Annotated in this window: 11 protein-coding genes; 9 read left to right on the forward strand and 2 right to left on the reverse strand. The window is 72.2% G+C overall.

Annotated features, from left to right (window positions below; genetic code table 11):
- Nucleotides 1-84 precede the first annotated feature (84 nt).
- Entirely contained in the window at nt 85-1,647 is a 1,563-nt protein-coding gene (locus tag ACIRP2_RS23025) for an APC family permease (protein WP_404253118.1), read from the forward strand.
- 28 nt (nt 1,648-1,675) lie between these two features.
- On the opposite strand, the gene ACIRP2_RS23030 is transcribed toward ACIRP2_RS23025, so the two are convergent.
- Entirely contained in the window at nt 1,676-2,152 is a 477-nt protein-coding gene (locus ACIRP2_RS23030; RefSeq protein WP_404253120.1) for an Lrp/AsnC family transcriptional regulator, read from the reverse strand.
- A gap of 245 nt (nt 2,153-2,397) precedes the next feature.
- Here ACIRP2_RS23030 and ACIRP2_RS23035 point away from each other — a divergent pair, with 245 nt between their 5' ends.
- The 7 genes from ACIRP2_RS23035 to ACIRP2_RS23065 all read left to right on the forward strand — a co-directional run bounded on the left by ACIRP2_RS23035 (nt 2,398) and on the right by ACIRP2_RS23065 (nt 9,338).
- Nucleotides 2,398-3,318, forward strand: coding sequence for a polysaccharide deacetylase (locus ACIRP2_RS23035; protein WP_404253729.1), 921 nt, complete (start codon nt 2,398-2,400; stop codon nt 3,316-3,318).
- A complete protein-coding gene (locus tag ACIRP2_RS23040; protein WP_404253122.1) occupies nt 3,315-4,388 on the forward strand; it encodes a C45 family autoproteolytic acyltransferase/hydolase in 1,074 nt (357 codons plus the stop codon). Before ACIRP2_RS23035 ends, ACIRP2_RS23040 begins: the two co-directional genes overlap by 4 nt.
- Nucleotides 4,389-4,408: 20 nt before the next feature.
- Nucleotides 4,409-4,867 (forward strand): VOC family protein, encoded by a 459-nt coding sequence (locus ACIRP2_RS23045; protein WP_404253124.1) that lies wholly within the window; start codon nt 4,409-4,411, stop codon nt 4,865-4,867.
- The gene (locus ACIRP2_RS23050) at nt 4,864-5,652 is read left to right on the forward strand and encodes an SDR family NAD(P)-dependent oxidoreductase (RefSeq protein ID WP_404253126.1); all 789 of its coding nucleotides are present in this window, start codon (nt 4,864-4,866) and stop codon (nt 5,650-5,652) included. Before ACIRP2_RS23045 ends, ACIRP2_RS23050 begins: the two co-directional genes overlap by 4 nt.
- Before the next feature lie 73 nt (nt 5,653-5,725).
- Nucleotides 5,726-6,769 carry a Rieske 2Fe-2S domain-containing protein gene (locus ACIRP2_RS23055; RefSeq protein WP_404253128.1) on the forward strand — a complete coding sequence of 348 codons (1,044 nt, stop codon included), beginning with the start codon at nt 5,726-5,728 and terminating at the stop codon, nt 6,767-6,769.
- Entirely contained in the window at nt 6,766-7,719 is a 954-nt protein-coding gene (locus ACIRP2_RS23060; RefSeq protein WP_404253130.1) for a PDR/VanB family oxidoreductase, read from the forward strand. The genes ACIRP2_RS23055 and ACIRP2_RS23060 overlap by 4 nt, the downstream gene beginning before the upstream one ends.
- Before the next feature lie 125 nt (nt 7,720-7,844).
- A complete protein-coding gene (locus ACIRP2_RS23065; RefSeq protein ID WP_404253132.1) occupies nt 7,845-9,338 on the forward strand; it encodes an APC family permease in 1,494 nt (497 codons plus the stop codon).
- On the opposite strand, the gene ACIRP2_RS23070 is transcribed toward ACIRP2_RS23065, so the two are convergent.
- The gene (locus ACIRP2_RS23070) at nt 9,320-10,054 is read right to left on the reverse strand and encodes a siderophore-interacting protein (protein ID WP_404253134.1); all 735 of its coding nucleotides are present in this window, start codon (nt 10,052-10,054) and stop codon (nt 9,320-9,322) included. The two genes, ACIRP2_RS23065 and ACIRP2_RS23070, sit on opposite strands and share 19 nt — an antisense overlap.
- A gap of 97 nt (nt 10,055-10,151) precedes the next feature.
- Here ACIRP2_RS23070 and ACIRP2_RS23075 point away from each other — a divergent pair, with 97 nt between their 5' ends.
- Nucleotides 10,152-12,941 (forward strand): GNAT family N-acetyltransferase, encoded by a 2,790-nt coding sequence (locus tag ACIRP2_RS23075; RefSeq protein ID WP_404253136.1) that lies wholly within the window; start codon nt 10,152-10,154, stop codon nt 12,939-12,941.
- The last annotated feature ends 16 nt before the right edge of the window (nt 12,942-12,957 follow it).

Here is a 12,957-nt window from a genome sequence, read left to right on the forward strand (position 1 = left end):
CCGTCATGTTTCTTGAATGTTAAGGGTGAGTTGGCGGAGTCTCAGGCTCCGAATGTGGATATCGCAGCGCATACCGTCCTCTGCATGACACAGCTGGACGCGCGGCCGCGGGCCGGAGACCCGGTACGGGGCGCCGCCCCGGCCGACGGTGTACGCGGCAAGGGCCTCGGCGGGAACTCCGTCGGCCTGATGGGCAGCGCGGTCATCGGCATCTCCACCGTCGCCCCCGTCTACTGCCTCACCTCCACCCTCGGTTCCACCGCGGGTGAGGTCGGCGTGCAGATGCCCGCCGTCTTCCTGGCCGGCTTCCTGCCCATGCTGCTCGTCGCATTCGCGTACCGCGAACTCAACAAGGCCGTGCCGGACTGCGGCACGTCCTTCACGTGGACGGTGAAGGCGTTCGGCCCGCGCGTCGGCTGGATGTGCGGCTGGGGCCTGGTCATCGCGACGATCATCGTGCTGTCGAACCTGGCGGGTGTCGCCACCTCGTACTTCTGGCTCCTGGCGGGCGAGATCTCGGGCAGCGGCTCGATCGCCGCCCTGGACCACAACAAGCCCGTCCACATCCTCACGTGTCTGATCCTGATCGCAGTCGCCACGGCGATCAGCTATCGCGGGATGACGGCCACCAAGGGCATCCAGTACGCCCTGGTGGGGCTTCAACTCGTCGTCCTCGCACTGTTCGTGGTGATGGCCGTGCAGAAGGCGCACAGCGGGGAGTTCGCCTCGTCGCTGCACTTCTCCTGGTCCTGGCTCAACCCGTTCGCGGTGAAGTCGTTCGCGACGTTCACGGCGGGCCTGTCGCTGTCCATCTTCATGTTCTGGGGGTGGGACACCTGTCTGACCGCCAACGAGGAGACCGTCGGCAGCGAGAAGACGCCCGGACGCGCCGCGCTCATCGCGATGGTCGTGCTCGTCGGTTCCTACCTGGCGACCGGTGTGGCCGCCCAGATGGCCGTCGGTTCCGGCGGCTCGGGCCTGGGCCTCGCCAACCGGGACACCTCCGACAACGTCTTCGCCGCACTCGCGGGCCCGATCATGGGCCCCGGCCTCGGCGTCCTGCTCTTCATCGCCGTCCTGGCCTCCGCCGCCGCCAGCCTGCAGACCACCTTCATCCCGGTGGCCCGCACGGTCCTGGCGATGTCCACGTACGAGGCCCTGCCCGCCTCGTACGCCCGCGTCCACCCGCGCTTCAAGACGCCGGGGCGGGCCACCGTCACGGCGGGCGTGGCGACCGGTGTCTTCTACACGGTCATGACCCTGGTCAGCGAGCACGTGCTGGTCGACACGATCTACGCGCTCGGCCTCATGATCTGCTTCTACTACGCGCTGACGGCCTTCGCCTGCGCCTGGTTCTTCCGTGCCGAACTGACCCGTTCCGTCCGCGACCTGGTCTTCAAGGGCCTCTTCCCGGTCCTCGGCGGCATCCTGCTCGCCGCGGTCTTCGGCAAGACCCTCTACGACATGTGGAACCCGGCGTACGGCTCCGGTTCGTCCGTCTTCGGGGTCGGCTCGGTCTTCGTGATCGGTGTCGGGCTGCTGTTGCTCGGGGTGGTGCTGATGCTGGTGATGCAGCGCCGCAGTCCCGCGTTCTTCCGCGGTGAGGTGCTGACGAAGGAGACTCCGGCGCTGGTGGTGGAGGACTGAGGGCCGGACGCCCCCGGGCGCGTGGCGCTCAGTCCGTCGTCACCGCGGCCGGCAGGGGGAGCCTGCCGTTGAACCAGAGCTTGTGGACGGCGATCTCGGGGACCGCCTCGGTGTCCTCGACGCCGTCCAGCGGCCGGACCTTCTGCTGGAGGAAGTTCCACAGCTCGTTGTCGTCGGCGACCAGGACCTGGGCGAAGACATCGGCCCTGCCCAGCATCGTCGAGACGTAGCTGACCTCGGGGTGCCTGCACAGCGCGGCCACCACGGCCTCGTGGTGGGCCGGGGTGACCTTGAGGAACAGCAGGGCCAGGCGGCCGGCGCGCAGGCGGCCCGGGTCCGCGAACGCGGCGATCTTGAGTACGCCGGTCTCCTCCAGGCGGCGGAACCGGGCCCGTACGGTCCCTTCGGAGACGTTCAATGAGCGGGCGATCTCGCGGAAAGCGCGGCGTCCGTCCTCTTCCAGGGCCGCGATGATCGCGTGATCGAGGTCGTCCAGGTCGGTCATGGTGTCGATCCTAGGCACTCCCGGCGCGGCGGTCTGCCGCGCATTGCGCAGGGATGAGACGCGTGCGGTCGCGCAATGCGTAACCCCACATGAACATCCTCTGTATTTCGCGCCCCTCAACCTCTTGTGGTGCTGTATTGCGCACCGTACATTGGCTCGCGCATGGCAACGCGTAGTCATGCCTCTTCAGAGCTACGCGATGCGTAGTTGTCCGTTGTGGTCGCGTACGAAAGCGAGTCGTGACGATGCATCCGGCAGATCAGGCCCCAGGGCCGTACGAATTCCCCCGGCCCGAGGCCCCCGGGCTCGCGGAGTCCCCGGACTTCGCCTGGCCCGGCGGCGCCGATGCGGCGGTGTCCCTCACCTTCGACGTCGACGCCGAGGCCGGCTGGCTCGGCGAGGGGCCCTCGTACGCCCGCCGGCTGACCACCCTCTCCGAGGGGCGCTACGGCGTGGTCCGGGGCGTGCCCAGGATCCTGCGGCTGCTGGCCGCGCACTCCATCCGGTCCACGTTCTTCGTGCCGGGCCACACCGCCGAGCTGTACCCGGACACCGTCCGCGCGATCCTGGACGGCGGTCACGAGGTGGCGCACCACGGGCATCTGCATCTGCGCAGCGACAAGGTGGGCGCCGAGGAGCAGCGCCTGGAGATCGAACGCGGTCTGGACGCGCTGGACCGGGCCGGCGCACCCGTACCGACCGGGTACCGCTCCACCTCGTGGGAGATGACCCCGGAGACCTTCGAACTGCTGCTGGAGCACGGCTTCGGCTACGACTCGTCCTGCATGGGCGACGACCGCCCGTACTGGGAGAGCTGGGAGGGCCGCTCGCTCCTCGAACTTCCCGTCCACTGGTCGCTGGACGACTGGCCGCGCTACGGCTGGAACATCGACACCGGCGGCAACACCGCGGCCCCCGGCGAGCTGTACACCTCATGGCTCACCGAGTACATCTGCGCCCGCGCCGAACGCCGCCATGTCACGTACACCATGCATCCCGAGGTCATCGGGCGCCCGCAGCGCTTCGCCGAACTGGTGCGGCTGGTCGAGGAGATCGAGCGGCAGGGCGGCGCCTGGCACACCACGCTCGCGGACGTCGCCGCCCATGTCCGCCCGCTGCTCCCGGCCCCGCCGCAGTCGGCCCGGCCGGTCCAGGACCCGCGGTGAACGCCGTGCCCGCGCGGACCGCGCACACCCGGTTCACCTCCGCCGTCGCCGGATCCCGGGAGCGGGGGCGGGAGTTCGGCGAGACCTGGCGCGAGCGGGTACGGTCCACCGCCGACGCCTACGGCGAGCTGTTCGGCCGGGCGGGAGTGCCCGACACCGACGCCTCCGGCGCGCTGGCCCTGGCCCGGATCCACACCTGGGCGCCGGAGCTCGCCGACGAGATCCGGGGCATCGCGGACGGCGCCGGACTGCCGGTCAACGGGGTCGCCGCGCTCAACGCCCGTACGGAGATCCTCGCTTCGGGCGGTCGGCCGGGTCCCGGGGAGTGCACCACTCTCGTGGCGCTCGGCGGCCCCGGCGCGGAGCCCGTCGCCGCACAGAACTGGGACTGGTACGCGTCGCTGGCCGACCACTGGCTGGAATGGGAGATCCCGCACCCCGACGGGCGCGTCACGCGCACCCTCACCGAGTTCGGTGTCGTCGGCAAGATCGGCGTCAACGACCGGGGTGTGGGCTGCCTGTTCAACATCCTGCACCACCGGCGCGACGGCTCCGGCATGGGCGTGCCCGTCCATGTGGTGGCCCGCAGACTCCTCGACGAGGCGGCCACCGTCACCGACGCCCTGAGGATCGCCGGGAGCGCCGGGTCCGTGGGCACCACCGGATCGACCACGCTCACCGTCGTCGGCGCCCTCGCCGCGGGCAAGACGGCCGTCTCCGCCGAGCTGTGGCCCGGCGGCATCGGGCACGTGCTGCCCGATCCGGACGGTCTGCTGCTGCACACCAACCACTTCCTGACCCGTCCCGCCGCCGACGGCGACACCGAACCGGTCACCGACCCCGACACGATCGTGCGGTACGAGGTGCTGCGCCGAAGGCTCCACGGCCGGGGCGCCGACCTCGCCGCGGCCGAGGCGCTCGCCGCGCTGGCCGATCACACCGGTGGCGTGTGTGTGCATCCCGCCACCGAAGGACCCCATGAGTTCCGGACCCTGGCGACCGTCTTCCTCGACACCGCCGCCCGCGCCCTGCGCGTGCTCCCCGGACCGCCCTGTACCCACCCGCAGTGAACCGACGAAGGAGTGCTCCCGTGCTGCGACTGAAGCGCATCGACAACATGGACATCCTCAGCCACGACGTGCCGCGACTCGCGGACTTCTACCACGGCGTCCTGGGCCTGCCCTTCCATCTCCCCTACGAACCGGAGGAGGGCTGGGCCGCCATCGACCTGGGCAACGTCACGCTCTACCTCTTCACCTCCGAGACCGGCGAGCACGCCCCGCGCCGCACCGAGATCAACGCCGAGAACGCGCCCGGTCTGGACTCCTTCGCCTTCGAGGTCGACGACCTCGACGCGGCCGTCGCCGAGCTGGACGGCAAGGTCGAGTGGGTCACCGAGGAGCAGATCGTCTGGAAGCACCCCAGCGGTGTCTGGTACCGCTACCGGCCGTTCTACGACCCCGACGGCAACATGCTGTACGTCACCGAGCCGCACCCGCAGGACGGCGCTGACGCGCGGACCGCCTCGGACCCGGAGACCGCCGCGTGAGCGCCGCCGCCCACGGGGAGGTCCGGGCCCCCGCGTCCGTGCACGATCTGACCGGCCGGGCCGCGCTGATCACCGGCGCCGCCCGCGGCATGGGCCGCGCCCACGCGCTCACCCTGGCCGGCCGGGGCGCCAAGGTCGCCCTCGCCGACCTCGACGCGACCGAGCTGGCCGAGACCGCCGCCGCCGTCGAGAAGGCGGGCGGCGAGGCGTACCCCTTCACCGTCGACATCACGTCCCGCGAGGGCGCCGAGACGCTGATCGAGTCCGCCGCGGCGGCGCTCGGCGGACTCGACGTCCTGGTCCACAACGCGGGCCTGATGTTCTCCATGACCGGCCTCGCCGACACCGACGACGCCGACTTCGACCGGCTGCTCGCCGTCAACGTACGGGCCCCGCTGTACCTGACCCGGGCCGCCCTGCCCCATCTGCGTCGCAGCGCCGCCGCGCGGGTGGTGTTCGTGTCCTCGCAGTGGGGCCAGGTCCCCGACGGGCACAGCTACGGCTACATGGTGTCCAAGGCGGGGCAGCTGGGACTGATGAAGACCCTGGCCAAGGAGTTCGCGGCCGAGCGGATCACCGTCAACGCGGTGACCCCCGGTGCCGTCGCCACGCGCATGGTCCCGGCCGAGAACTACGAGGCCGAGGTCGCCGCCGTGCCCGTCGGCAGGCTCGCCCAGCCGTACGAGATCGCGGAGGCGGTCGCGTTCCTGGCCGCGGACACCGGGGCGTTCGTCACCGGGCAGACCATCCCCGTCAACGGCGGCGCACTCCTCGTCGGCATCTGATCCGGCGTCGTCCCCCTCCCGACCATGTTTCCGGGCCGCTGTTCGGCTCCCTCGCGAATCAGGACGTTGCCTCATGTCCACTTCCCCCCTCACCACCCAGACCCCCGCGACCAAACGGGAACAGGCCGAACGCGCCATGCGTCACAGCTGGTTCCCGGTGGCCCGGTCCGTCGATCTGGACACCCCTGAGCCCGCCGTGCTCCTCGGCGAACAGCTCGTCGTGTTCCGGGACGCCGACGGCGTCGCCCGGGTGACCGCGCGTCGATGTCCGCACCGCGGCGCCGACCTGTCGCAGGGCGCGGTCACCGGCGGATCGATCGGCTGCCCGTACCACGGCTGGCGGTTCGACGGCGCCGACGGCGGCTGCACCTACGTGCCCTCGCTGCCCGACCAGTCGAAGATCCCGCCGAAGGCGGCGATCCGCACCTACCCGGCCGTGGAGCGGTTCGGGCATGTGTGGACCGTGCTGGAGAAGCCGGTCGCCGAGCTGTACGACCCGCCGGAGTGGCACGGCCACGACCTGGTCTGGCTGGCCGCGAACCCGCTGAACTCGCCGACCGGGGTCGCCGCCGCGATCGAGAACTTCCGCGACGTCGCCCACTTCCCGTTCGTCCACCAGGTGTCGATGGGCCCGACCCCGGAGGTCGTCGAGCCGCTCCAGGTGCGGCGCGACGGCATCGACGTCCGCATGGAGCGTCCGCTGGACGCCGGTGAGGGCGACTGGGCGAACCAGGGCGACTGCATGATGTCGTACCACTGCACGGCCCCCGGCTTCGCGAGCATCAGCTACCACTACGAGCAGGCCGGGCTGCGCGTCGTCGCGGGCTTCCCCTCACCCGTCGACTACGAACAGGTCAAGATCTTCTGGGGCGTCGCCAACGACCGCGACTTCAAGGGCGACTCCCTGGAGGAGTGCCTGCGGGTCGAGGAGATGGTGTACCTGGAGGACATGCCGGTCGTCGAGAACCTCTCGCCGCGCGAGGTCCCGTGGGACGCGGAGGTGCCGGAGTTCTCCGTGCCGGCCGATCTGTTCACCCTCAACTACCGTCGCGCGTTCGTCGAGTTGATGAACCGCACGGCGGAGCAGGCCGAGTCGGCGGGCGGCACGCCGTCATGACCGGGGTGCGCGACGCGGCGGCGCCGCCCGGCACCCGGGTGCTGGAGGTGCGGGAGGCGGAGACCGTCGCCGACGGGGTGCTGTCCCTGACGCTCGCCGACCCCTCCGGCGCACCACTGCCGCCCTGGACGCCCGGCGCCCATGTGGATCTCCACGTGGCGCCGGGGCTCGTACGGCAGTACTCCCTGTGCTCGGACCCGCAGGACACCGGCCACTACCGGATCGCGGTGCTCCGGGTGCCGGACGGGCGCGGTGGCTCGGCGGCGGTGCACGAGACGCTGCGGGCGGGCGGCAGGGTCGCGGTCTCGGCGCCCCGCAACCACTTCGAACTGGTCGACGCCCCCGAGTACCTGCTGGTGGCGGGCGGTATCGGGATCACCCCGCTGCTGGCGATGGCCCGTCGGCTGACCGCCGTGGGCAAACCGTGGCGGATGCTGTACGGCGGCCGTTCCCGAGCCACGATGGCGTTTCTCGGCGAACTCCCTGCGGACCGGGTCACCGTCGTCCCGCAGGACGAGGCCGGCCACCCGGACCTGGCCGGATACCTGGCCGCGGCTCCGGCCGCCACGGTGTACGCGTGCGGGCCCGGCGGGCTGCTCGACGCCGTACGCGAACTGCATCCGGGGCCGGTCCACACCGAACGCTTCACCGCACCGGACCCGGCCGGGAACCCGGAAGTCGACCACGCCTTCGACGTACGCCTGGCGCGCAGCGGCCTCGACGTGCGCGTGCCCGCGGACACCAGCGTCCTGGACGCGGTCCGGGCAGCCGGGGCCGAGGTGCCGTCCTCCTGCGAGGCGGGCATCTGCGGCACGTGCGAGACCCGGGTGATCGACGGGGATCCCGACCACCGCGACACGTTGCTCACGCCCGAGGAGCAGCAAACCGGCACCACCATGATGATTTGCGTCTCCCGCTGCCGCGGGACACGGCTCGTCCTCGACCTCTGACCCGGTCGACACGCCTGCCCGCAGCTTGCCGGACGGCTCCGGCCTGCGCACCCGTGCGGTGCGCCCGCGGGGCCGTCGGCCCCCTTATCCCACCGCACTCCGTGTGCTCTCCCGAGGGGTCACCCATGTCCCACCCCGTTCCGCAGCCGTCCACGGACGTCGCCGGCCCGGCCGGTGTCACGCAGGCCGGGCAGGAGCAGCCGGTCCTCGCCAAACGCATGCGCTGGTACGACGGCTTCGCCATGTCGCTGACGATGCCCGCCGCCCTGGTCGCCTCGCTCGGCGCGTCGATCGGCGGTCTCGGCGCCTGGGGAGCCGTCGCCCTGTGGGCGGCCTCCATGGTGCTGGCCACGGCCACCAACTGGATCTACACCGAGCTCGCCGCGATGTTCCCCGAATCGTCCGGTGGCATAGCCCACTACGCCACCGAGGGCTGGAAGTCCCGGGCCCCCGTCGTCGGCCCGCTGGCCAGCGTCGGCTACTGGTTCCCGTGGACGACCTCGCTCGCCATCTACGCGGGCATCATCGGCTCCTTCGTCCGGGCCCAGTGGTTCCCCGGCCAGAACTGGACCGTCGAACTCGGCCCCGCACAGCTCAGTTTCCCCATCGTCGTGGGCCTGGCCGTCATCGTGCTGCTGTTCTGCGCCGCCATGATCGGGCTTCATGTCGCGATGTGGGTGATCTATCTGACCGGCGCCATGCTGATGGTGCCGCTCGCGGTCTTCCTCGTGATGCCGTTCCTCAGCGGCGACTGGTCCACGGCCGGCCTGCACTGGGAGCTGCACGGGCTGAACGGCGTCCGTGAGGCGCTGGTCTGGCTGTACGTCATGGCGTGGACGTCCTTCGGAGTGGAGGTCTGCGCCACCTTCGCCCCCGAGTACAAGGACACCGTCCGCGACACCTCCCGGGCCCTGCGGGCCGGGGTGCTCTTCTCCCTCGGGGTGTTCGTCCTGCTGCCGCTCGCCCTCTCCGGCTATCTGGGCGAGCAGCGGATCGGCGCGGAACCGACCACGTTCTATGTCGACGCGTTCCGGCAACTCGTCGGCGGCGCGGGCGGGTTGATGACCGTGTTCCTCATCGCCTCGCTGCTGCTCATCATGATCACGGGACTGGCCGACGGCTCGCGCGTGCTGTTCAACATGGGCAGGGAGGGCACCACGATCCGGCAGATGGGTGTCCTCGACCGGCGCGGCGTCCCGGCCCGTGCCCTGGTGGTCGCCCTCGTCGTCAACGTGCTGGTGCTGGTGGTCCTGAGGACTCCGCTCGCCATTCTCGTCACCGGGAACCTGGGCTACATCCTCACGCACATCCTGGCCGTCTCCGGCTTCGCGCTGCTGCGCAAGGACCGCCCGGACCTGCCCAGGCCCATTCGCCTGCCCGGCTTCTTCGTCCCGCTGGCCTGGCTGCTGGCCGGGTTCATGACGCTGGTCCTGGTCGTCGGCGCCACCGGGTTCTCGGTCACCGGATACGGCGGCTACAAGGAACTCGGCATCGCGCTGGCGGTGCTGACGACGGGCGTGCTGCTGTGGGTGTACCGCACCAGGGTGCAGGACCGGCGCCCGCGGGAGGGCGGTCTCCCGCGGGAGGAGCCGGAGCCGGCTCAGCCCGCGCGCCAGTAACCCAGCGCGTGGACCCGTTCCCTGGCGACGGCCAGGTCCTTGCGCACGTACGCGGCGAGGGTCCTGGTCGTCGCCGTGTCGCAGGCGATCCAGACGTACGCGTCGGACGGGTCGCCGCCCAGCAGGCCGGGCAGTGCGGACTTCACCTCGGCGACCAGCCCGGCGCCCCCGTCGCGGCGCGGCACTCGGTGCAGGGTGTGGTGGGCCGGGTCCAGACGGAACGGAAGCTTCTCGTCCGAGGCGTGCGTCGTCTCGAACCAGATGGTCGCCGGGGTGCGCGGAACGGCGTCCAGCAGGGAGTTGATCGCCGGCAGCGAGGCCGGGTCGCCGATCACGAAGAGCCGGGCCGGCGCCGGTTCGGGCAGGTCGAAGCCGGTGCCCTGGAGGGTCGCCTCGATCGTGTCGCCCGGCTCGGCCCGGCGGGCCCAGTCGCTCGCGGCGCCGTCGTGCAGGGCGAACTCCAGGCTGAACGTGCCGGCGGCCGGGTCCGGGTCGACCAGGGTGTAGGCGCGCTGGTGCGGTCTGCCGCCGTTCCGCTCGAACCAGATCCTGACCCACATCGTCGGGTGCGCGCCGCCGGTCGCGGCGAGCAGCCCGCCGTCGGTGAGGTGCACCCGGTGGAAGTCCTCGGTGACCCGTTCGGTCCCGGTCACGGTGAACGTGAAGTCCCGTCCCCGCATCAGCTTGAGGACGACGCCCTCCCAGCCGTGCCCCACAGCTGTCCCTCCCCGCTCCGAAGAATTATTTAGGTTAGGCTAACCTAAATTTTAAGGGGGCGGGAATACGGCGATCGAGCAAGAGGCGGGATGCGGCATGCGTGGAGACGTCTACCGGGACGACTGGGGCATACCTCATCTGCGGGCGGACGACGTCCTCGAACTCGCCCGTGCCCAGGGCCACAACGCGGCCCGGGACCGCGCCTGGCAGATCGAGGTCGAACGGCACCGGGTGTGCGGTACCACCGCCGCGTTCCTCGGCGCGGACGCGGTGGACTGGGACCGGTTCGCCCGCCGGGCCCGGCTGGCCGACACCGCGCGGCGCTGCTTCGACCGGCTGGAGCGTGTCGCGCCGCGCACCGCCGAGTGGGTCGTCGCGTATGTCGAGGGCGTCAACGAGGGTCTGGCCGAAGGGGCCGCCGCCGCACCGGAGTTCACGGCCGCCGGGACCGGCCCGGGGCGATGGGAGTCCTGGACCCCGCTGGGCGTCTGGCTCTCCACCCACATCCTGTTCGCGGGCTTCCCCGCCAAGCTCTGGCGCGAGGAGGTCGCCCGCCGGCTCGGACCGGAGGCGATCGAGCTCTTCGCCACCGACGGCCCCGGCACCGCCGGTTCCAACGGCTGGCTGCTGACCGGCGACCGCACCGCCACCGGGTCACCGCTCGTCGCGGGCGATCCGCACCGCTTCATCGAGGATCCGGGCGTCTACCAGCAGATCCGGCTGGCCTGCCCCGAGTTCGACGTGGTGGGCCTCGCCGTCCCCGGCGTGCCCGGCATCGCGCACTTCGGGCACACGGGCGGCGTCGCCTGGGCGATCACCAACGCGATGGCCGACTACCAGGACCTGTACCGGGAGCGGTTGCGGCGCACGGCGGCGGGCGGGGTCGAGGCGCTGGGCCCCGGAGGCTGGGAACCGGCCGCCGTCCACACCGAGACGATCGAGGTGGCGGGCGCCGATCCGGTCGTGGTCGAGATCATCGAGACCGGACGCGGGCCGGTGATCATCGGCGGCCCGGACCGCGGCCCGGGCGGCGGGCCGGACGGCGGCCCGGGCGGCGGGCCGGACGGCGGCCCGGGCGGCGGGCCGGACGGCGGCCCGGGCGGCGGGCCGGACGGTGCTGTGGGCGGTGACGCGGACGGCATCAGTCTCCGCTGTCCGCCCCGCGTCACGCACGAGCTGGGCTTCGAGGCGCTGCCCGCCCTGCTCCGGGCCCGTACCGTCGCCGATCTGGACACCGCCCTGGACCTCTGGGCGGAGCCGGTCAACGTCGTCCTCGCCGCCGACACCGGCGGCGCCACCCTGCACCGGGTCGCCGGGCACGTTCCGCTGCGCCCGCGCGAGAACCGGCTGCGCGTCGTACCGGCACACGATCCCGCGTACGCCTGGCGGGGGCGCCATGCGCCGATGCCGCGTGCCGAGGTCGAGGGGGCGGAGGTGATGGCCAACGCGCGCGGCCTCGCCGCCCCGCTCGGTGTCGAGTTCGCGCCCCCGCACCGGGCGGCGCGCATACGGGAACTGCTCGGCCGGTCCGACCACTGGTCCGCCAAGGGCATGGCGGACATCCACACCGACACCCGTCTCGCCTCCGCCCGTCCGTTGCTGGAGCTGCTGGCCGGGGCGACGGGGCTCAGCCCCGGGGCCGCCCGGCTGCGGGACCGGCTGCTGTGCTGGGACCGTCACATGGAGGCCGACAGCACGGAAGCCGCGCTCTACGCGGCCGTGCGCGCCGATCTCGTCCACCGGCTGGCCGGTCACCCCGCCCTGGCCGCCGTCACCGGCTCCGCCGACCCGGCCCGCTCACCCGCGTACCCGGCGATGTTCCGCCCCTGGCTGGCGGCGGTGCCGAGAATCGCGTACGCCCTGGAGACCCTGCTGACGCGCGGCCCGCTGCCGCACGCCGACCGGCAGTCGGCCGTCGCGGCGGCGGCCGAGGCGGTGGCGGCTCGCTGCGCGGCGGGCACCGGGCCGCGCGCCTGGGGCGAGGCGCACCGCGCGGCTCCCTGGCAGGCGCTCCCGGGCCCCGAGGAGGTCTGGCCGGGCCTGGCCGGCGACCACGACTGCGTGCTCTCCACCTCCAGCGTTCCCGGCATCACCGACCGCTTCGCCCGGGGCCCCGCCGCCCGATGCGTCTGGGACCTCGCCCGGCGCGAGGACAGCCTGTGGGTGGTCCCGCTCGGGGCGTCCGGGATCCGCGGCGACGCCCACCACCGTGACCAACTGCCGCTGTGGGCACGGGGCGAGCTCGCGCCCGTGGTCACCGACTGGAACAAGCTGTGCCGAACGGAGAAGAGAACCGCGATGACCGCCGACCCCGCCGTGCGCACCCCCGTCCACGAGCAGCAGGTCCCCGGTTTCGGGACCGTCCGCATCGTCCCCGTGGACCCGGCCGCGGACCTCGATCTGATCCACGGCTGGGTCACCGAGGAGCGCGCCCGGTTCTGGGGCATGGGCGACGCAAGCCGTGAAGAGGTCCTGGAGACCTACGAGTTCCTGGACTCGCTCACCACGCACCACGCTCACCTGGCCCTGCGCGACGGCGTCCCGGTCGCCCTCTTCCAGACGTACGAACCGGCCGCCGACCCGCTGGCCGACTGCTACGACGTCCGCCCCGGGGACTTCGGTGTCCACCTTCTGATCGGCCCCGGCGACACCACCGAACACGGCTTCACGGCCGCCCTGCTCTCGGTGCTCATCGGCTACGTCTTCAGCGACCCGGCGCACCTGCGCATCGTGGTGGAGCCGGACGCCCGCAACGAGAAGGCCCTGGCACGGATGGTCCGGGCGGGCTTCGAACTCGGCCCGGAGATCGACAAGCCGGAGAAGCGGGCCCGGCTGGCATTCCTGAGCCGGGCGGCCACCGCGGGGGTGACTGCGGTGGGGGCGTAGGGGGCGGGTGCGGACG

This window comes from Streptomyces sp. NPDC101194, from assembly GCF_044767885.1.
In the GTDB taxonomy this organism is placed as follows: Bacteria; Actinomycetota; Actinomycetes; order Streptomycetales; family Streptomycetaceae; genus Streptomyces.